Origin of the sequence: Aquabacterium sp. (assembly GCF_036273115.1) — a bacterium.
Classification (GTDB): Bacteria; Pseudomonadota; Gammaproteobacteria; order Burkholderiales; family Burkholderiaceae_C; genus Aquabacterium.
The window spans coordinates 34,397-53,977 of record NZ_DASUIN010000009.1; the positions used below are offsets into that span (position 1 = coordinate 34,397).

The following is a 19,581-nucleotide window of genomic DNA, read 5'->3' on the forward strand; positions in this document are numbered from 1 at the left end:
CGTCGTTGATCAGCGGATCAGTTGATCCAGCTTGCCAGTCTTGTCCTTCCACTCTTCGGCTTCAGGCAAGGGCTCTTTGCGTTTGGTGATGCTGGGCCACGACTTGGCCAGATCAGCGTTGATCTTGATGAATTGCTGCTGGTTGCCAGGAACGTCTTCTTCGGGAACGATGGCGTTCACAGGGCACTCGGGGATGCAGACGGCGCAGTCGATGCACTCGTCGGGATCGATCACCAGGAAGTTGGGGCCTTCGCGGAAGCAGTCCACCGGGCACACGTCCACACAGTCCGTGTATTTGCACTTGATGCAGGCTTCGGTGACGACGTGGGTCATGTCAGGTCTCTTGAAACAGTTAAGGGTTAATCTGAAATTTTAACGGGCCGCAACGCTTTCAGGCGTTTCGACCTTCGCCGCAAAGGGCGATATGGGTCAATGGTTGTTCAGGAATGTCGGTGGCGCCGTTGCCCACGATCACCAGGGTGGGGCGGCCGGCGTGTATTTCGCTGGCGGCACCCAAGGTATCCACGGTGTGCATCGAGTGGCGCATATCAGGCCAACCGGCCCGAGACACCACGCTGACGGTGGTGTCGGCAGGCCATCCCGCTTCCAACAGGCCCTTGGACAGCGGATCCAGTTGGCGTCCCGCCATGTAAAACACTTCGGTATCGGCGCGTTGACCGGGGCCCATGCCGCATTGCAGGTCGCCCGTACGCGTCATGGCCGTGGTGAACGCCACGCTACGGCCGGTGCCGCGGCGCGTGAGGGGGCGTTGGGTGGCTGCCGCCGCGGCAAGAGCGGAGGTCACGCCGGGCACCACTTCGCAGGCCACGCCGGCATCGTAGAGCACATGCAGTTCTTCTTCCAGGCGGCCAAACAGGCTGGGGTCCCCGCCTTTGAGGCGCACGACCAAGCCTTTGTCGCCGTGAATGGCTCCCACAGCCAAGGCCTGTTCAACCAGCAGTTGGTTGATGCGGGTCTGGCCGTTGAAGTCGCTGCCTTCCTTGCCAGAAAAGCCGCGCTTGCCCACATCGATCCAGGTGGCTTGTGGTGCCAGGTCGCGCAAGGCCTCGTCGGCCAAGGCATCGAACAGCACCACATGGGCCTGAGCCAGGATGCGGCTACCACGCACCGTGATCAGATCAGCCTGCCCGGGGCCGGCCCCGATAAAGACAACTTTGGCGGTAACCAGGGAGCAGGGCTGAGTCATGATGTGCGTAAAGGCTTGATCTGAAATCAGGCAGCCTTGACCAACAGAGCACCGCTAGTGCGGTTCGTGGTGGGGTCCACCACGATCAAGGCGCCGCCGACTCGATTGTCCACATATGGCTCAACCGGCAAAGCCTGTTGTGTCTGAATCTGCACAGTTCCGATCTCGTTGACGGCCAATTCGCTTGCTTCTTGATCTGACAGGGTATGGATGTCCAATTTATTGTCGATCGAGGTGATGCGAGCTTGCACCCAACGGTTGCCATGGCGGACCCAGTACTTGCGGCCGACCACGGCAGGTTCGGTGTCCAGCCAGGCCAGGGTGGCCTTGAAGCTGTCGGTGGGCTTGATGCTGCCAGGCGAGGCAATCCAGTCGCCACGCGAGATATCGACCTGACGGTCCAGCACGATGCCAGCCGATTGGCCGGCTTCGCAAGAGTCGACCACCAAAGCGGCGTGACGCACTTCGGCCACGATGGCGGTTTCGCCGCTCGGGAAAATTTGCACTTCGTCGCCAGCTTTGACTGCGCCGTGGGCAATGCGGCCCCAGAAGGCGCGGTATTGGTGGCCCGTACCCGAAGCCGAAGCTTCACCTTCGCCAACGGCATCGCGGGTGACGTACTGCACGGGGTGCAGCAAGGCACCGTCGTGGCGCTCATCGCTCGGAGGCAGGCTTTCCAGTACTTGCAGGAGGGTGGGGCCTTGGTACCAGGTCCAGTTGGCGCTTGGTGTGGTCACGTTGTCGCCGCGCAGGGCCGACACAGGGATCACGCCCTTGCTGTTGATGCCAGCTTGTTCGGCAAAAGCTTCCAGGGAAGCTTTGACGTTGTTGAAGGCGGTTTCGGTGTCTTGCTCGATCGCGTCCAGCTTGTTGATGGCGAACACGATGTTGGGCACGCGCAGCAAGTGGGCCAGCAGGCTGTGGCGACGGGTCTGTGCCAGCAGCGGCACGGGCGAAGCCTTCCAGTCGATCTTGGTGATGTCGACCAGCACCACCGCAGCATCGGAGCCAGCGGCAGCGGTCACCATGTTACGGGTGTACTGCTCGTGGCCAGGGGCGTCGGCGATGATGAACTTGCGGGTCTTGGTCGCAAAGTAGCGGTAGGCCACGTCAATGGTGATGCCTTGCTCGCGCTCAGCTTCCAGACCGTCGGTCAGCAACGACAGATCGATGGGGGCACCTGCGGCGCGCTTTTCCAGCGCGTCGAGTTGGTCAGCCAGAATGGCGCGGCTGTCAAACAGCAGGCGGCCGATCAGGGTGCTCTTGCCATCGTCCACGCTGCCAGCAGTCAGGAAGCGCAGGGCCTTGTGTGCCAGTTCTTCGCTGGCCTGGTTGTGGGTCACGGTGCTCATCAGAAATAACCTTCCTTCTTGCGACGCTCCATCGATGCTTCGGAGGTGCGGTCGTCCATGCGGGTGGCGCCGCGTTCGCTCACGGTCACGTGCAGGGTTTCGGCGACGATGTCAGCCGGGTTGGCGGCGGTCGATTCCACGGGGCAAGTACAGGTCATGTCGCCCACGGTGCGGAAGCGCACGTCCACGGTCTCGATGGTTTCGCCTTCCAGTGCGGGGGTGACCTCGGTCAGAGGCACCAGCAGGCCCTTGCGGCGCATCACCTTGCGGGGGTGCTTGTAGTAGATGTTTGGCAGTGGGATGCCTTCGCGGGCGATGTAGAGCCACACGTCCAGCTCGGTCCAGTTCGAGATGGGGAAGGCACGGAAGTGTTCGCCCGGCTTGATGCGGGTGTTGAACAGGTTCCACAGCTCAGGGCGCTGTTCCTTGGGTTGCCATTGGCCGAAGCTGTCGCGGTGCGAGAAGATGCGTTCCTTGGCGCGGGCCTTCTCTTCGTCACGACGGGCGCCACCGATCAGGCAGTCGAAGCGGTTGTCTTCGATGGCTTCCAGCAGGGTCACGGTCTGGTGGCCGTTACGCGATTCCAGTGGGTGCGCCAGGCGCACGGTGCCACGCTTGATGGAGTCTTCCATGTGCGCGACGATCAGGCGCTCGCCGATTTCCTTGACGCGGCTTTCGCGGAACTCGATCACTTCAGGGAAGTTGTGACCGGTGTCCACGTGCACCAGCGGGAAGGGCAGTTTGCCTTCCAGCTTGCCGGTTTCGGGGTTCTTCATCTTGAAGGCCTTCTCGGCCAGGTGCAGCACCACGCACGAGTCCTTGCCGCTGGAAAACAGCAGGCCTGGGCGCTCGAAGCTGGCAGCCACTTCACGCAAGATGAAGATGGCTTCTTCTTCCAGCGCGTCCAGATGGCGGTGATCCACATCCGCCAGCAATTGGTTCACATCAGTCATAGCTTCAACTTTTTGGTCAGATTCTTGATTCGGGCGCGTTACTTCTGGTGGACGTGCAGGCCGCATTCCTTGGCCTTCTCGTCTTCCCACCACCAGCGACCGGCACGGAAGTCTTCGCCGACAGCGATGGCGCGCGTGCAGGGCGCGCAGCCAATGCTGGGCATGAACTGGTCGTGCAATGGGTTGTAGGGCACGTGGTTCACGGCCACGTAGTGCCACACATCGCCCCAGGTCCACTCGATCATCGGGTTGAACTTGGCGCGACCCTTGTCGTCTTGCTCGCGGGCTTGCATGTCGCCACGGTTGTTCGACTGTTCGCGGCGCAGGCCGGTGATCCAAGCCGAACGCTCAGCCAACATGCGGGCCAAAGGCTCCAGTTTACGAATGCCGCAGCACGCCTTGCGCAAATCGATGCTTTCGTACATGGCCTTCTCGCCATTTTTTTGCACGAATTCAATCACGGCTTCGGCCACAGGCTTGTAGACCTCGACGTGAATGCCAGCGTCGGCGTAGTGCGACTCGATCGTGCCGATCAGGGCCGCTGTTTCAGGGTGCAACGCGCCAGTTTCCAGCGTGCCAATCGCGATGGGCAACTGGTGGCGGGCGATCAGATCGGTGATGATCATGTCTTCCACGCCCAGGCTGGTGGCTTGCACGACCTTGCCGGGGTGCTCAAACGCAGCTGCCTTCAGCAACTCGATGGTGGCGTGCACCTTGGCGGCGTAATCGGCACTCGGCTTGTTGTACAGCGAGATGGCCGAACCGGCAGGGGCTGCACCGCCGATCAGCGACGAGACACCACCAATAGGAGAGGTTTCGCTCATGGGAGTCTCCGGAATCAGGCTGCGCGACCAAACACGGGTTGGGTCACCTTGACGTCGCCCTGGTAGTGGCCACGAGCGGCAAAGAATCCCAGTGCGCGCTCAGCCGCAGCGCGGTCTTGATCGGCGCGCAGCACCACGGCGTCAAAGCCTGTGCGAGCTGCCAGCGGCATCATGTCGACCAGCACTTCGCCCGTGGCGCGAATTTCGCCAGCAAAGCGATAGCGCGAGCGCAGGATGTGCGCTTGGCTGTATGCGCGGCCGTCCACCCACTTGGGGAACTGCAGCACGACAAGCGCCAATTTGGCAGTGTCGGCTTCCAGCACTTCGATGTCGGTGTCGTTAGGCAGGATCACGCCCACAGGCTTGTAGTCAGCCGAGCCTTGAGCTGGCCACTGCTCGCGCACGGCGTGCCACTGAGCCAGAGTCAACAGGCTGTAGCTCTTGATGGGGGGGTGAGCCATGGGGCCGTCTTCGCCGCCCACGGTGTGCCATTGGTCGTGATGGATGTCGATGAATTTCATGATGTTCTGTCCTTTCGACCAATCAGGCTGCTTTGGCTGTGGTGCGACGCACGGCGTTGGCGGCGCTCTTGAAGGGATCGATGCCCACGCGCTTGACGGTGTCGATGAACTTCTCGTTGGCGGCGCGTTGGCTGCGGTAGGTCTCGATAATGGCTTCGATCACATCGCTGACTTCGTCGGCGGCAAACGAGGGGCCAATGACCTTACCAGCGGTGCTGACGGGGGCATGGTTGGAGCCATCCGAGCCACCCAGGGTGACCTGGTACCACTCGGTGCCGTCCTTGTCCACGCCCAAGATGCCGATGTGGCCGGTGTGGTGGTGACCGCAGGAGTTGATGCAACCGGAAATGTGCAGGTCGATTTCGCCGATGTCATACAACTCGTCGAGGTCTTGATAGCGCTCGATCAGTTCATTGGCGATCGGGATGGAGCGCGCATTGGCCAAGGCGCAGAAGTCCCCACCTGGGCAAGCAATCATGTCGCTCAGCAGGCCGATGTTGGCCGAAGCCAGGGTGTTGGCCTTGGCGGCCTTCCACACTTCAAACAGGTCTTCTTCGCGCACGAAGGGCAGCAGGGCGTTCTGGTCATGGGTGACACGCAGTTCGCCGCAGCTGAAGCGGTCGGCCATGTCGGCAATGGCTTCCAGTTGAGCATCGGTCACGTCGCCAGGGGCTTGACCCACGCGCTTGACCGACAGGTGCACGGCCTTGTAGCCCTGAACCTTGTGGCCTACCACGTTACGTTCCAGCCACTTGCTGAACTGGGTTTTCTCGGCGTCGGAGGCGTCAGCAGGCAAACCATTGCCAGCGGCGGCATGGGCCTTCACCGCTTCGGGGTAGACGAAGCTGGCGGCCACGCGGTCGAATTCAGCCTGAGGAATGATGTGGGCAGCGCCGTCCACATCACGTGTCAGGATGTCGTTGAATTCCTTGTTGACCTGGTCAAAGAACTTCTGACCTTCGGCCTTCACCAAGATCTTGATACGGGCCTTGTACATGTTGTCGCGACGACCGTAGCGGTTGTAGACGCGAACGATGGCCTCGATGTAGACCAGAATTTGCTGCCAAGGCACGAAGCTGTTGATGATGGTGCCGGTGATCGGGGTACGACCCATGCCGCCGCCCACGATCACTTCAAAGCCCACTTCGCCAGCGTCGTTCTTGACCAGGTTCAGGCCGATGTCATGCCAGTAAACGGCTGCGCGGTCTTCCTTGGCGCCATTCACCGCAATCTTGAACTTGCGGGGCAGGAAGGCGAACTCGGGGTGCAGGGTGGACCACTGACGCAAGATTTCGCAATAGGGGCGAGCGTCGATGATTTCGTCCTGCGCCACACCCACGGTGGCGTCAGAGGTGATGTTGCGGATGCAGTTGCCCGAGGTCTGAATGCCGTGCATGTGGACTTCAGCCAGCAGGTCCATCACGTCCGCGCTCTTGGGCAGCGGAATCCAGTTGAACTGGATGTTTTGACGGGTGGTGAAGTGGGCATAGCCGCGGTCGTATTCGCGTGCAATGCGGGCGATCTGACGAATCTGCTTGGACGAGATTTCGCCATAAGGCACAGCAATGCGCAGCATGGGCGCATGACGCTGGATGTACCAGCCGTTTTGCAGACGCAGAGGGCGGAACTCGTCATCGCCCAGCTTGCCGGCCAGATTGCGCTCAAGCTGATCGCGGAATTGAGCCGCGCGCTGGCGGACGAACTGTTTGTCAAATTCAGTGTACTGATACATGGCATCTATCCGGTCTGGCCGGGTGTCAATGTGTCAAAAATCTTCAGAAGATCAAGCGGTCAGCAAGACCTTCTTGGCGGCAAGAATCAGGCAGGCGCAAAGGGCGAAGCGCGTGATTGTCTCAGGCAAATGCTTGGTCAGCTTGGCGGCCACCCAGATTGCGGGGACAGAACCAATGAGCAACTCAACCAGCAAGCTTACGTTCACGTTACCCAGAGACGCGTGTCCGATACCGGCCACGATCGTCAGTGGCACGGCGTGAGCAATGTCGCTGCCCACCAAACGCTTCATATCCAGGCGCGGGTACAGCAACAGGATCATGGTGGCGCCCAGCGCGCCGGCCCCAATCGAACTCAATGAAACCAGCACGCCCAAAATGGCGCCGCACAACACGGTCAATGCAGGACGACGCTCGCGTGTGATCCAGCGCTCCAGCCAGATCCCGACTTTGTGCCACACAGGGCGAAACGCCACAGTCACTGCCGTCAGCAGCAGGGCAATGCCCAGAGCGTAGGCCAGCGCGCTTTGCTTGGTCTTGTGGATGTCATACATATGCATGACGATCATCGTCAGGATGGATGCGGGAATGCTTCCATACAGCAGCTTGCGGGTGATGTGGTAGTCGACATGACCTTCGCGGTGATGCGCCACCGAACCCGACACCTTGGTCAGGCCAGCAAACCACAGGTCCGTGCCAATGGCCACGGCCTTGTCGAGATGAAACACCGAAATGAGCAGTGGCGTCATCAAAGAGCCACCGCCAACGCCGGTCAGCCCCACAATGGAGCCTACTCCGGCGCCCGCTGCAATGGCTGTCCAATCAAAATTCATGATGAGCTACTGGGAATCGTATCGAGGCCCGAACTGTAAAAAACTTCTATATAAATGAGAACAACTTTTTTGCATTCAGTAAATAACTTTTGGTTCTATAAGGCTGTGGCTGGTGCGTCTCGTGCCGCCGTCATCGCGTGCGGGCTGGTGCTGGCGGGCTGTGCCGTTCAACAAACGCCGCCGCCGGCGCCCGTTGCGCAGGTCAAACCCGCGCCCAAGCCGCCCAAAATTGGACTGGCCCTTGGTGGGGGCGCAGCCCGCGGGTTCGCTCATATCGGGGTCTTGCAGGTTCTGGAAGAGCAGGGCATCAAGCCCGATCTGGTGGTGGGTACCTCGGCTGGCAGCTTGGCAGCCACCCTGTATGCCAGTGGCAAAACACCCAAGGAAATGGCCGAACTGGCCATGAACATGGACGAGTCGTCCATCACCGACTGGATGTTTCCCAGCCGCTCTCTGATGAAAGGTGAGGCGCTGGCCAAGTTCGTGCGAACCGCAACCGCCAACACCCAGATCGAGAATATGCGTGTCCCACTGGGCATCGTGGCCACCGATCTGAACAACGGTCAGCCCATTCTGTTTCAGCGCGGCGATGCGGGCACAGCCGTTCGCGCGTCCAGTTCCGTTCCGGGTGTTTTCCAACCAGTGAAAATCGGTGGGCGGGAGTATGTGGATGGCGGACTGGTTTCACCGGTGCCGGTGCAGTTTGCGCGCAAGATGGGGGCCGACATCATCATCGCAGTCGATATCTCGTCCATACCAGAGGGCGAGCCGACCAAGAGCGCCATTGACATCCTCATGCAGACCTTCAACATCATGGGGCACAGCATCAGTCAGTATGAACTCAAGGATGCCGATGTGGTGATGCGGCCCAAGCTCGCTGGGATCGGCAGCGCCGATTTCAGTCAACGCCGCTTGTCGATTCTGGCTGGCCGTGAGGCGGCGCTCACCGTGTTGCAGCAACTCAAGGAAAAAATCGCTGCACGGGGGCGATGAGGGCTAGGGCACTTCAGTGCTTGCCGGCGAACAACTCGCCGGTAATCCGCGTTCCGGGTTTGATGCCTCGCTTGGCGAACCACCCCTTGTTCATTTCAAGAACAAAGCGAACGGGCTTGGTTGAGCAATGGGCATCTTCCGTCTCGGCTTTCATTTCGTCGGTGTTGACGATGGTGCCGTCTTCATCGACGAAGGCCACCGACAGCGGAATCAAGGTGTTCTTCATCCAGAAGCACTGTGTGCCAGCGCGCTCGAACACGAAAATCATGCCGTCGTTGGGCCCCATGGCGGTTCGGTACATCAGCCCAATTTCACGTTGGCGCTCGGTCTGTGCCACCTCAGCCTTGATGTTGTAGAAACTGATGCCGAGGGTGGTCGTGGGCAGCTGCTGGGGCTTGCCATTGTCGGTGGCCCAGGCGGGCATCGAAACCAATGAGGCCCACGCCAGGGCCCAAGTAGCAGTTGTCTGCGCGAATCGTTTCAGCTTCATACCTGTGTTCGTGGTCGGCTTTTTTTACTTGGATCAAGTATGGGGCCACGGTGGCGTGTAGAGTGCGGCACCGCGCCAAACTTGGCAGCTTTCGTTCCAAGACTTTAGCAGTGAGCGTTTGATGAATTCCTTGCCTGTCAGATCCGAGTCTCTCCCGGATGAGGGGAGCGGGCCCGGTCCGAAGCCGCCGCCACTGACGGCATCGCAACTGGCAGGTCTGGATGATCCGCAACTGTTGGCTCAATGTGTTCTGGAAGCTCCGTTGGGTTCCAGCAAACGCCGCATTGGGCTGGGCCTGTCTGGCATGTACTGTGCAGCCTGCTCCATCACCATCGAGGAGGCGCTGCGCGCGGTGCCGGGTGTTGATGAGGTTCAGGTGCAATCTGCCTCGCAACGCGCGCGCATTTTGTTGGATCCATCGCGAGTCAAACTATCGGATCTGGTTCAGGCGGTTCAGGCTGTGGGATACCGTGCGTGGCCTGATGCGGCGGCTCGAGCTGGCCATGAGCGCCTGCAAGAGCGGCGACGCTTGCTTTGGCGGTTGTCAGTCGCAGGCTTTTGCATGATGCAGGTGATGATGATCACCGTGCCTCAGTACGTCGCCGGGCCTCACGAAATTCCGGCAGACATCTGGCGTCTCATGAACTGGGCCTGCTGGGTGCTCAGTTTGCCTGTGATGCTGTTTTCTTGCGGGCCGTTTTTCTCCGGGGCCTGGCATGCAGCCAAGCAACGTCGCGTCTCTATGGACACCCCCGTGGCCATTGGTATGGCGGCCACCTTCATCGTCAGCTCGGCGGTCACCTTCGGAGACACGGTCCGGTTTGGCGACGCCACCTATTTTGATTCGTTGACGATGTTCGTCACCTTCCTGCTGGCCGGGCGATGGCTGGAGAGCAGGGCGCGAGAGAAGGTCACCCAGTCGCTTGAAACTTTGTGCGTGCGGCTACCTGAAGCGGTTGAGCGAGCTGCCAGCGATGCCGCCGACCAGGACTGGTCCTCTGCTGCAGTCGAGTCGGTCCCTTTGTCTGCACTGAAGCACGGCGATCGCGTTCGTGTACCGGTTGGGCAAGCCATTCCCGGGGATGGTCAGGTCATTTGGGGGCAGACCGAGGTCGACGAGTCGATGCTCACAGGCGAGTCTCGTCCAGTACCTAAGCGGCAGGGGCAAATTGTGGTGGCAGGGAGCCTGAATCAAGGCGCGCCGATCTGGATTGCCATTGAGCGTCTGGGGCCGGACACCCGCTATCAACAGATTGTGGCCCTGGTTCAACAGGCACTGACCGAGAAGCCTGGTTTGGCTCGCATGGCCGACCGCATGGCGGGGCCGTTCCTGTGGGTCGTACTGGCCTTGGCCGGGCTGGGCGCTCTGGCCTGGCAATGGATCGACCCAGCGCGCTCCGTCTGGGTTGCGGTTTCTGTGCTGGTCGTCACGTGTCCGTGCGCGTTGTCCTTGGCTGCGCCCTCGGCGCTGTTGGCTGCTGCGGGTGCCATGGGCAAAAACGGACTGCTGGTCAGGCGGCTGGATGCGATTGAAGCGCTCGCGCAAGTGCGGCGAGCCTATTTTGACAAGACCGGCACTTTGACCGAGGGCACTTTGACCTTGGTCCGTGTGGTCTCTGCTGGCGGTGTCGTGCCACTGGATGCGCCGGCCATGGAAATGGCCCGAGGCTTGGCGGCGTTTTCACAGCACCCGTTGTCACGTTCACTGGTGGCTACATTGCCCGAGCCGGTTCAGGCGCGCCAGCCCATTGGCCTGACCGAAGTGACGGAACTGGCAGGTAAAGGCATACAAGCCCGCGACGCAGAAGGGCGGATGTGGCGTTTGGGGGCTGCCGATTGGGTGCTGGGCCGCCATTTGACTCAGGTTCAGTCGTGGCCGGGTGTGGACGCGGCACGTGTCTGGCTGGCAACTCAATCGGAAGATTTTTCTTCTGGCGAAATATTTGCCTTTGAGTTTGACGAAGTTTTCCGAGCCGATGCGGCCAGCACCATCGGTCAGTTGAGCGATGCGGGGTGGCAATGCATGCTTCTTTCTGGTGATACAGCCCCCAGAGTTGAAGCCGCTATTGCGCACCTGGGTGGTGCAAACACCCTGAAGATTGCGAAATCGCACGCCACCCCAGAAGGTAAACTGGAGGTCGTCACGCAAGCTCAACACTCAGGCGAGTTCGTCGCGGTAGTGGGGGATGGCATCAACGACGCACCTGTCCTGGCAAAGGCAGATGTGTCGGTGGTACTCGATGCAGGTGCGGCGCTGGCGCAGTCGCAGGCTGACCTCATCATTCTGGGGGGGCGTCTGTCGGCGTTGCCGCAGGCTGTGGCCATCAGCAAACGAGCGTTGCGTGTTGTCAATCAGAATTTGCTGTGGTCGGCCGTCTATAACCTGACATGCATTCCCCTGGCGCTGGCAGGGCTGTTGCCAGCCTGGTTGGCAGGCATCGGGATGGCTGCCAGTTCTCTGGCGGTTGTGCTCAATGCGTTGCGGCTGACGTCGGCCAAGAGCTAAGTATTTGATTTTATGGAAATTCTCTACGTTCTGATTCCAGTTTCAGTGGTGCTGGTGCTGGCCATCCTGGGGGTCCTGGGGTGGGCGGTATTCAGTGGCCAATTTGAGGATCTGGAGCAAGAAGGGCTGAGAATCCTTCAAAAAGATGATGGCAAACCGGACCAGAAACTTGAGACTAGTCAAGAATAGTTAGTGGTTTGCCCTCACAATTACGGGTGTAACAAAGGAGAAAAAGAGATGGCAACCACTCACTCTGCCACTTATAACGACAGAGTCGTTCGGCAGTTTGCCCTTGCCGCCGTCCTATGGGGCGTCGTTGGCATGGCTGTCGGCGTGTTGATCGCGTCGCAATTGGCTTGGCCGGAGTTGAACTTCGGTATTCCCTGGCTGACCTACGGTCGGCTGCGACCCCTGCACACCAACGCGGTGATTTTCGCGTTCGGTGGCTGCACCCTGTTTGCCACGTCTTACCACGTGGTTCAGCGCACCTGCCAAACGCGTCTGTTTGCAGGCCCTCTGGCTTCCTTCACCTTCTGGGGTTGGCAGCTGGTCATCCTCTTGGCTGCTATTTCTCTGCCTCTGGGTTACACCACCGGCAAGGAATATGCTGAGCTCGAGTGGCCCATCGACATCCTGATCACCTTGGTCTGGGTGGCTTACGCTGTGGTGTTCTTCGGTACCGTCGGTACCCGCAAGATCCGTCACATCTACGTGGCCAACTGGTTCTATGGTGCCTTCATCATCGCCGTGGCCTTGCTGCACGTGGTCAACAGCGCTGAAATTCCTGTCAGCCTGACCAAGTCCTACTCGGCCTACGCCGGTGTGCAGGACGCGATGGTGCAATGGTGGTATGGCCACAATGCCGTGGGCTTCTTCCTGACGGCAGGCTTCCTGGGCATGATGTACTACTACATCCCCAAGCAAGCTGGCATGCCCGTGTACTCGTATCGCCTGTCGATCGTGCACTTCTGGGCCCTGATCTTCACCTACATGTGGGCGGGTCCTCACCACTTGCACTACACCGCTTTGCCCGACTGGACTCAGTCCGTCGGCATGGTTTTCTCGCTGATCCTGTTGGCACCATCTTGGGGCGGCATGATCAACGGCATCATGACCCTGTCGGGTGCCTGGTACAAGCTGCGTGATGACGCGATCCTGAAGTTCCTGATCGTGGCCCTGTCGTTCTACGGCATGTCCACCTTCGAAGGTCCGATGATGTCCATCAAGACCGTGAACTCTCTGTCGCACTACACCGACTGGACCGTGGGCCACGTGCACTCTGGCGCTTTGGGCTGGGTGGGCATGATCTCGATCGGTAGCCTGTACTACCTGATCCCCCGCATGTTTGGTCGCAACACGATGTACAGCGTTCCCGCAATTTCGCTGCACTTCTGGGCTGCCACCATCGGCATCGTGCTGTACATCGCCGCAATGTGGATTGCCGGTGTGATGCAAGGTCTGATGTGGCGTGCTGTGAACCCTGACGGCACCCTGGTCTACACCTTCGTTGAAGGCGTGAAGGCAACCTATCCGTTCTACGTGTTGCGTGTGGCCGGTGGCTTGCTGTACCTCGGCGGCATGATCCTGATGCTGTGGAACACCGTCATGACAGCCATGTCTGGCCGTGCAACCACCACCGCGATCCCTGCACCCGTCGCAGCTTGATAAGGAGAACAACATGGCTGATCACAACCACAAGCCTGCTGCGATCTCTCACGAGCGCATTGAAACCAGCAACTTCCTGATGATCGTTCTGATCCTGATCGCAGTTGCTTTCGGTGGTCTCGTTGAAATCGTTCCACTTTTCTTCCAGCACAGCACCACCAAGCCGGTTGAGGGCCTGAAGCCCTATACCGCTTTGCAACTGGCTGGCCGTGACGTCTACCTGCGCGAAGGCTGCTACGGCTGCCACTCGCAGATGATTCGTCCCTTCCGTGCAGAAACCCTGCGTTACGGTCACTACTCGGTGGCGGGTGAGTTCGTTTACGACCACCCCTTCCAGTGGGGTTCCAAGCGTACCGGTCCTGACCTGCAGCGCGTTGGCAACAAGTACAGCGACGACTGGCACCGTGCTCACTTGCACAACCCACGTGACGTGGTGCCTGAGTCCAATATGCCTGCCTACCCCTGGCTTGAAACCGCCAAGGTTGACGCAGCCGGTCTGGCTCCTCGCATGAAGGCTTTGCGCGTGGTCGGTGTGCCTTACACCGATGACGAGATCAAGGCTGCTGCCGACGAGGTCAAGGACAAGACCGAAATGGACGCACTGGTTGCCTACCTGCAAGTGCTGGGCACCGCTGTCAAATAAGGAGTGACGCACATGGACATCAACGTGCTTCGAAGCATCTTCACGGTTGTTTGCCTGTGCGTTTTCGTGGGCGTGACGGCGTGGGCGTACTCGCGTCGTAACAAGTCCCATTTCGAAGAGGCGGGTCGTCTGCCTCTTCAAGAAGATTGATTGGAGGCTCTTATATGAGCGACTTCATTTCGAGCGGCTGGTCCACCTATGTGGTCGGCATCGTCGTGTTCGGTCTGGTGTACTGTGTGGCTGTGCTGCTGGTTGCCGCCCGTCACAAGGTCATTCGTGATGCTCAAGGCAACATCGACAAGACCACTGGTCACGTCTGGGATCAGGATCTGCGTGAGTTGAACAACCCTCTGCCTATGTGGTGGGTGGGTCTGTTTGTGCTGACCATTGTGTTCGCCGTGGCTTACTTCGCCATGTACCCCGCGCTGGGTGCTTCGAAGGGTAGCCTGGGCTGGACCAGCAAGGGGCAACTCGAGGCTGAAAACGCCAAGGCCGTGGCCGAGCAGGACAAGATCTTTGCCAAGTTCAAGCCCATGTCGGTGGAAGACCTGGCACGCGATCCTCAAGCTCACGCCATTGGCGAGCGGCTGTTCTTGAACAACTGTGCGGCTTGCCACGGCTCTGACGCGCGCGGTGCCAAGGGCTTCCCGAACCTGACCGATAACGACTGGCTGCATGGCGGTTCGCCTGACAAGATCATCGAGACCATCACCGAAGGTCGTCGTGGTCAGATGCCTGTGATGGCAGCTGCCGTGGGTGGTCCTGAAGATGTCCGCAATGTCGCAAACTATGTGCTGAGCTTGTCTGGTTCGGGTCACAACTCGATCAAGGCCGAGTTGGGTCGCGAGAAGTTCAAGCAGGTTTGTGCTGCTTGCCACGGTGTCGAAGGTAAGGGTACCCAAGCTCTGGGTGCGCCCAACCTGTCTGACAAGATCTGGTTGCATGGCTTCGGCGAAGATGCCATTATGGCCATGGTCAACAATGGCAAGCTGAACGTTATGCCTGCTCAGAAGGACCGTTTGAGTGCAGACCAGATCAAGCTGGTTGCCTCTTACGTCTGGAGCCTGTCTAACAACACCAAGACAGCTCAAGCGCAATAAGTTCCGCTGAACTCGATGGGGTGCCCGCTTGATTCAAGTCAAGTAACCAAGGGTTACCTCGGATCGAATGGCCGCATCGTGATACCCTGCAGGGTATCCATGCGGCCTTCTTTATTTGTGTGTGTGATATGAGCGACACCCCATCCTCTGCAGACTCCACCAAGCGTGTCATCCCCATTCAGCCCGATCCTCAGTCGTCAGGTAAACGTGAGGAAATGGTCTCGTTGTACAAAAAGACCGAGAAGATCTACCCGCGAGAGGTCGCTGGTTGGTTTGTTAAATGGCGCTGGGTGTTGGTCTGGTTCACCCAGATCATTTTTTACGGTTTGCCCTGGCTGAACTGGGGTGAGCGGCAAGCAGTGCTGTTTGATTTGGGTGTGCGCCGCTTCTATATCTTCAAGCTGGTCCTGTATCCACAGGATTTCATCTACCTGACCGGCTTGTTGATCATCTCGGCTTACGGGCTGTTTTTGTTCACTGCGGTCGCAGGGCGCCTGTGGTGCGGTTATGCCTGTCCGCAGTCGGTTTATACCGAGATCTTCATGTGGATCGAGCGCAAGTTCGAAGGCGATCGCATGAAGCGCATGAAGCTTGATAAGTCGCCATGGTCGTTTGACAAGTTCTGGCGAAAGGCCGGCACCCAGGTGTCTTGGATAGCCGTCGCTCTGTGGACCGGCTTCACCTTTGTCGGCTACTTCACGCCCATCCGCGTGTTGGCGCAGGAAGTCATCTCATTTGGCATGGGCCCTTGGGAAGCGTTCTGGACGCTGTTCTACGGTTTTGCGACCTATGGCAACGCCGGTTACATGCGCGAGCAGGTCTGCAAGTACATGTGCCCGTACGCTCGTTTCCAGAGTGCCATGTTCGACCGCGATACCCTCATCGTCAGTTACGACACCAAGCGTGGCGAACCGCGTGGTGCCAAGTCCAAAAAGGCTGATGCGGCGGGCCAGGTCAAGGGCGACTGTGTTGATTGCACTTTGTGCGTTCAGGTTTGTCCCACCGGCATCGATATCCGCAACGGTCTTCAGTACGAATGCATTGGCTGCGCCGCATGCATTGATGTGTGCGATACGGTGATGGACAAAGTTGGGTCGCCTCGCGGTCTGATCCGCTACGCCACGCTCAATGCGCTCGACAATGGCTGGGGCCGCAAGAAAATGTGGCATCGCGTCGCACGCCCACGCGTTTTGCTTTACACAGGTATCCTTGTGGTTGTGGTCAGTGCCTTTCTGTACAGCCTGTTTACCCGTGCGCCGTTCCGAGTTGATGTCGTGCGCGATCGCGGGGCCTTGGCTCGCGTGGTCGAGGAGGGCTTTGTGGAGAACGTCTACCGTGTGCAGTTGATGAACGCCACCGAAGAGCCTCAGCGCTATCGGATTGGGGTGGAGCAACTCAGCCAGTCGGCGGTTTCAGGGGGCGATGAAATCAAGCTCGGACCAGCCGAGGCGCGCTGGGTACCCATCTCCGTTCGTGTGCCGCCTGAAGTGGCGCTCAGAATGGGCAGTGGGGCCCACGGCATGACCTTGGTCATCGAGCAGGTCCGTCGCGGTGATCAGCCACAGATCGATTTGCGTGAGCGCACAACGTTCATGGTTCCGCGTTGACATTACTGAATGGGAATTCCTTATGAGTGACAAGCAAACCACCTCGGCCAATGAGGTGGACCCTAGCAAGCAGCCGCCTTGGTATCGTTTGCCTATCGTCTGGATGGTGATTGGTGGGCCCTTGGCCGTGGTCGTTGCGTCATTGTTTACGGTGGGCATCGCGGTCAAGCACGTTGACCCGGTGATCGACGTGTCGAAGACGAAGAGCCAGCCAGACATGGCTCCTGCAATTCAAGGGCGTAACCAAGCTGCCGAGAAGGCATACCAGCCAGCCGATCGGTGACCATCAATCCTGTGTGGCGGTAGGGGTATTTCCTCAGGCGTTCAATGCACAACGGTAGGAATATGGGTGTGTTTCCTGTTCTGAACTGAAAGGAGAGTCCATGTCCCTTCGTGCAGTGCGTGCCGCACAGATACTCTGGCCCGCTTTTGTGGTGGCAGGTGTGATCGAAATGGTCGTTTTTGCCTGGGTGGATCCGGGTGACATCACTCTTCTGGGCGAACATGTGGCGCCCCAGGCTGTTTACACCCTCGCATTTTTTGTGTTTTGGGCGCTCACGGCTGTGTCTGGCCTGATTTCCCACTGGCTGTTGAACGCCAACGGGCAGTCCGGGGCTGATCATGTGGTGGCGCAACCATCGTTGACGCGTGAGGGGCGCCGCTCTCATCGACGTCATCATCGGCATCACGCAAGGTCCATGGCGTGACATCCCCAGCGTCTGCCCAAAAAAAAGCCCGCGTCAGCGGGTTTTTTTATTGGAGGCCATCAGCCTGATGGCGGGTCAACGATGGCGGGTCAATAGCGAACGCTGTTGACCAAGGCTTTCAAGCCTGCTTCATCTGTGATCCGAATGTCACGCTGCTTGACTTCCAGTAGACCTTCCTCCTGGAACTTTGAGAATGTCCGGCTGACGGTCTCCAGCTTCAAGCCCAGGTAGCTGCCAATTTCTTCCCGGGTCATGCGCAGAACCAGTGCCGACGACGAGAAACCTCTTGCATGCAGGCGCTGGGTCAAATTCAGCAGGAATGCTGCCAGGCGTTCTTCCGCACGCATGCTCCCGAGCAGCAACATCACGCCATGATCGCGCACGATCTCACGGCTCATGATCTTGTGGAACTGGTGCTGCAAGTCGGAAAACTCGCGCGACAGTTCCTCGAGTTGGCTGTAGGGAATTACGCATACCTGTGAATCTTCCAGCGCAATGGCGTCGCAGGCATGTCGGTCAGTGCTGATGCCATCCAAACCGATCAACTCACCAGCCATTTGAAAGCCGGTCACTTGATCGCGGCCATCTTCGGCCGAGATGCGTGTCTTGAAGAAGCCGGTACGAACCGCGTAAACCGAGCGGAAGGGGTCGCCAGTGTGGAAGAGGGCGTCGCCCCGCTTCACGGTCTTGCGGGTAGCGACCAAGGAATCCAGATGGGACAGTTGAGGTTGCGTCAAGCCCACTGGCAGACACAGTTCACGCAAGTTGCAGCTGGAACAGGCAACTTTGAACGACTCGTACTTCACCGGACCTGCGGAGGAGCCGCAGGGTTCGCCTTTATGGTGCGGGCAATGTTCGTGGCTGTCGGTGGTTGTAGGCGAAACGATCGGGATGGAGCTATTCAACATGAGGAACCTCAAAGGTTGCACGATTGTTGCCAGATCTCTGGCGTTCACCTTGAGCTAAATCAACCCTGCAATGCGCGAGTTTGGCACAGTCCGGCGCATGAGTGAATCAGTCGCCCTTTCCAGCTCCCGTACTTCGGTGCCCCATGTTTCCCCGGATGTGCTTTCCCGGTTGGATGTGGCGGGTCCTCGGTACACGTCCTACCCGACAGCCGATCGGTTTGTGGAGGCGTTCGGACCTGACCAGTATGCTCAGGCGCTGACTCAGCGGGGAGAGGGGCTTGCCGGTGGGGTGGCGACACCATTGTCGGTTTATGTGCACATTCCGTTCTGCGAGTCGTTGTGCTACTACTGCGCCTGCAACAAGATCATCACCAAACACCACGAGCGTGCCGAGGCCTACCTGAAAGCGCTGGGCACCGAGATTGATCTTGTGGTGAACCGAGTGGGCCGCGGTCAGCCTGTTTCTCAGTTGCATTTGGGGGGCGGCAGCCCGACGTTCCTGACAGATGATGAGCTTGAGCAGCTCATCGGCATGCTGCAATCGGCTTTTCGGTTCGTTCCGGGGGGCGAGTACGCGATTGAAATCGATCCGCGCACCATTGATCCGGTTCGGCTCAAGAGGTTGGCTGCCATTGGCTTCAATCGTTTGAGCTTTGGCGTGCAAGATTTCGATCCGGCGGTTCAGCAGGCGGTGCATCGGGTCCAGCCCTTTGAGCAGGTGGCGCAGTTGATGGAGGCTGCCCGAGCTGAGGGCTTTACCTCGATCAACATGGATCTGATCTACGGGTTGCCCAACCAGACGCCCGAGAGCTTCCGCCGTACGCTGGATCAGGTCATTTCGATCAAGCCCGATCGGATTGCCTTGTACGCCTATGCTCACTTGCCTCAACGCTTCAAGCCACAGCGCCGCATCGATGCGTCAGCTTTGCCCAAGGCGGGCGACAAGATCGGCATGCTGTCGATGGCCATTGATGCTTTCGGGGGGGCTGGCTACGACTACATCGGCATGGATCACTTCGCGCTGCACGAAGACAGCCTGAGTGTGGCCAAGCGTCAAGGTCGACTGCATCGGAATTTCCAGGGCTACAGCACCCATCCTGACAGCGATCTGATTGCGTTGGGCGTCTCGGCCATCGGTCGCATCGGGCCCAACTACAGTCAGAACGCCAAAACCCTGGATGAATACTACGACGCGCTCAAGCGCGGCGAACTGCCGGTGGTGCGAGGCCTGACTTTGAGTCGAGATGACCTCGTCCGTCGTGCGGTCATCATGGCGATCATGTGCCAGGGGCGGGTCGATTTTGAATCGATCGAGTTGGCGTATCTGGTCGATTTCAAGCAATACTTTGCGGCTGAGCTGCGTCAGCTGGAACCGCTCGTGGAGTCGGGGCTGGTGCAACTGGAGTCCGATGGTGTGCGGGTTACTGAGTTGGGTTGGTACTTTGTTCGTGCCATCGCCATGGTCTTCGATCGCTATCTCCAAGCGGATCGAACCGTCGAGCGCTTCTCTCGCATCATTTGACCGTCTGCAGTTTTTGAGTG

Annotated in this window: 21 protein-coding genes; 11 read left to right on the top strand and 10 right to left on the bottom strand. The window is 59.1% G+C overall.

Annotation, left to right across the window (positions count from 1 at the left end):
• Nucleotides 1-9: 9 nt before the first annotated feature.
• Genes fdxA through VFW72_RS03810 form a run of 8 tightly spaced genes read right to left on the bottom strand, consistent with a single transcriptional unit; the run spans nucleotide 10 to nucleotide 7,420 of the window.
• A complete protein-coding gene (fdxA, locus tag VFW72_RS03775; RefSeq protein WP_329672935.1) occupies nucleotides 10-333 on the bottom strand; it encodes a ferredoxin FdxA in 324 nt (107 codons plus the stop codon).
• Between the two features lie 58 nt (nucleotides 334-391).
• On the bottom strand, nucleotides 392-1,207 hold the full coding sequence (cobA, locus tag VFW72_RS03780) for a uroporphyrinogen-III C-methyltransferase (protein WP_329672936.1): 816 nt from the start codon (nucleotides 1,205-1,207) through the stop codon (nucleotides 392-394).
• 26 nt (nucleotides 1,208-1,233) lie between these two features.
• On the bottom strand, nucleotides 1,234-2,559 hold the full coding sequence (locus tag VFW72_RS03785) for a sulfate adenylyltransferase subunit 1 (protein WP_329672937.1): 1,326 nt from the start codon (nucleotides 2,557-2,559) through the stop codon (nucleotides 1,234-1,236).
• A complete protein-coding gene (gene cysD, locus VFW72_RS03790; protein WP_329672938.1) occupies nucleotides 2,559-3,512 on the bottom strand; it encodes a sulfate adenylyltransferase subunit CysD in 954 nt (317 codons plus the stop codon). The genes VFW72_RS03785 and cysD overlap by 1 nt, the downstream gene beginning before the upstream one ends.
• Nucleotides 3,513-3,550: 38 nt before the next feature.
• A complete protein-coding gene (locus tag VFW72_RS03795; RefSeq protein ID WP_329672939.1) occupies nucleotides 3,551-4,336 on the bottom strand; it encodes a phosphoadenylyl-sulfate reductase in 786 nt (261 codons plus the stop codon).
• Nucleotides 4,337-4,350: 14 nt separating this feature from the next.
• Entirely contained in the window at nucleotides 4,351-4,857 is a 507-nt protein-coding gene (locus tag VFW72_RS03800) for a DUF934 domain-containing protein (RefSeq protein WP_329672940.1), read from the bottom strand.
• A gap of 22 nt (nucleotides 4,858-4,879) precedes the next feature.
• Nucleotides 4,880-6,589 carry a nitrite/sulfite reductase gene (locus VFW72_RS03805; RefSeq protein ID WP_329672941.1) on the bottom strand — a complete coding sequence of 570 codons (1,710 nt, stop codon included), beginning with the start codon at nucleotides 6,587-6,589 and terminating at the stop codon, nucleotides 4,880-4,882.
• Nucleotides 6,590-6,640: 51 nt separating this feature from the next.
• Nucleotides 6,641-7,420, bottom strand: coding sequence for a sulfite exporter TauE/SafE family protein (locus tag VFW72_RS03810; RefSeq protein ID WP_329672942.1), 780 nt, complete (start codon nucleotides 7,418-7,420; stop codon nucleotides 6,641-6,643).
• Nucleotides 7,421-7,525: 105 nt separating this feature from the next.
• Here VFW72_RS03810 and VFW72_RS03815 point away from each other — a divergent pair, with 105 nt between their 5' ends.
• Nucleotides 7,526-8,413, top strand: coding sequence for a patatin-like phospholipase family protein (locus VFW72_RS03815; protein WP_329672943.1), 888 nt, complete (start codon nucleotides 7,526-7,528; stop codon nucleotides 8,411-8,413).
• A gap of 13 nt (nucleotides 8,414-8,426) precedes the next feature.
• Here the strand turns inward: VFW72_RS03815 and VFW72_RS03820 are convergent, their stop codons facing one another.
• Nucleotides 8,427-8,903 carry a DUF192 domain-containing protein gene (locus tag VFW72_RS03820; protein WP_329672944.1) on the bottom strand — a complete coding sequence of 159 codons (477 nt, stop codon included), beginning with the start codon at nucleotides 8,901-8,903 and terminating at the stop codon, nucleotides 8,427-8,429.
• Between the two features lie 121 nt (nucleotides 8,904-9,024).
• Here VFW72_RS03820 and VFW72_RS03825 point away from each other — a divergent pair, with 121 nt between their 5' ends.
• From VFW72_RS03825 to VFW72_RS03865, 9 genes are all read left to right on the top strand, one after another.
• On the top strand, nucleotides 9,025-11,409 hold the full coding sequence (locus tag VFW72_RS03825) for a cation-translocating P-type ATPase (protein ID WP_329672945.1): 2,385 nt from the start codon (nucleotides 9,025-9,027) through the stop codon (nucleotides 11,407-11,409).
• A gap of 12 nt (nucleotides 11,410-11,421) precedes the next feature.
• Nucleotides 11,422-11,598, top strand: coding sequence for a cbb3-type cytochrome oxidase assembly protein CcoS (gene ccoS / locus VFW72_RS03830; protein ID WP_329672946.1), 177 nt, complete (start codon nucleotides 11,422-11,424; stop codon nucleotides 11,596-11,598).
• 48 nt (nucleotides 11,599-11,646) lie between these two features.
• Nucleotides 11,647-13,074 carry a cytochrome-c oxidase, cbb3-type subunit I gene (ccoN, locus tag VFW72_RS03835; RefSeq protein ID WP_329672947.1) on the top strand — a complete coding sequence of 476 codons (1,428 nt, stop codon included), beginning with the start codon at nucleotides 11,647-11,649 and terminating at the stop codon, nucleotides 13,072-13,074.
• A 13-nt stretch (nucleotides 13,075-13,087) separates the two neighbouring features.
• Nucleotides 13,088-13,717: a cytochrome-c oxidase, cbb3-type subunit II gene (ccoO, locus tag VFW72_RS03840; protein WP_329672948.1), complete on the top strand. Its 630-nt coding sequence runs from the start codon at nucleotides 13,088-13,090 to the stop codon at nucleotides 13,715-13,717.
• Nucleotides 13,718-13,729: 12 nt separating this feature from the next.
• A complete protein-coding gene (locus VFW72_RS03845) occupies nucleotides 13,730-13,867 on the top strand; it encodes a cbb3-type cytochrome c oxidase subunit 3 (RefSeq protein ID WP_329672949.1) in 138 nt (45 codons plus the stop codon).
• 14 nt (nucleotides 13,868-13,881) lie between these two features.
• Nucleotides 13,882-14,817, top strand: a complete 936-nt coding sequence (gene ccoP / locus VFW72_RS03850; RefSeq protein WP_329672950.1) for a cytochrome-c oxidase, cbb3-type subunit III — start codon at nucleotides 13,882-13,884, stop codon at nucleotides 14,815-14,817.
• A 128-nt stretch (nucleotides 14,818-14,945) separates the two neighbouring features.
• Nucleotides 14,946-16,424, top strand: coding sequence for a cytochrome c oxidase accessory protein CcoG (gene ccoG, locus VFW72_RS03855; protein ID WP_329672951.1), 1,479 nt, complete (start codon nucleotides 14,946-14,948; stop codon nucleotides 16,422-16,424).
• 22 nt (nucleotides 16,425-16,446) lie between these two features.
• Complete coding sequence (locus VFW72_RS03860; protein WP_329672952.1) at nucleotides 16,447-16,707, top strand: nitrogen fixation protein FixH; 261 nt, start codon at nucleotides 16,447-16,449, stop codon at nucleotides 16,705-16,707.
• A 100-nt stretch (nucleotides 16,708-16,807) separates the two neighbouring features.
• Nucleotides 16,808-17,131, top strand: a complete 324-nt coding sequence (locus VFW72_RS03865; protein WP_329672953.1) for a hypothetical protein — start codon at nucleotides 16,808-16,810, stop codon at nucleotides 17,129-17,131.
• Nucleotides 17,132-17,220: 89 nt separating this feature from the next.
• Here the strand turns inward: VFW72_RS03865 and fnr are convergent, their stop codons facing one another.
• Entirely contained in the window at nucleotides 17,221-18,039 is an 819-nt protein-coding gene (gene fnr / locus VFW72_RS03870) for a fumarate/nitrate reduction transcriptional regulator Fnr (RefSeq protein WP_329672954.1), read from the bottom strand.
• Nucleotides 18,040-18,175: 136 nt separating this feature from the next.
• On the opposite strand from fnr, the gene hemN reads away from it, so the two are divergent.
• Nucleotides 18,176-19,561 carry an oxygen-independent coproporphyrinogen III oxidase gene (hemN, locus tag VFW72_RS03875; RefSeq protein ID WP_329673017.1) on the top strand — a complete coding sequence of 462 codons (1,386 nt, stop codon included), beginning with the start codon at nucleotides 18,176-18,178 and terminating at the stop codon, nucleotides 19,559-19,561.
• The last annotated feature ends 20 nt before the right edge of the window (nucleotides 19,562-19,581 follow it).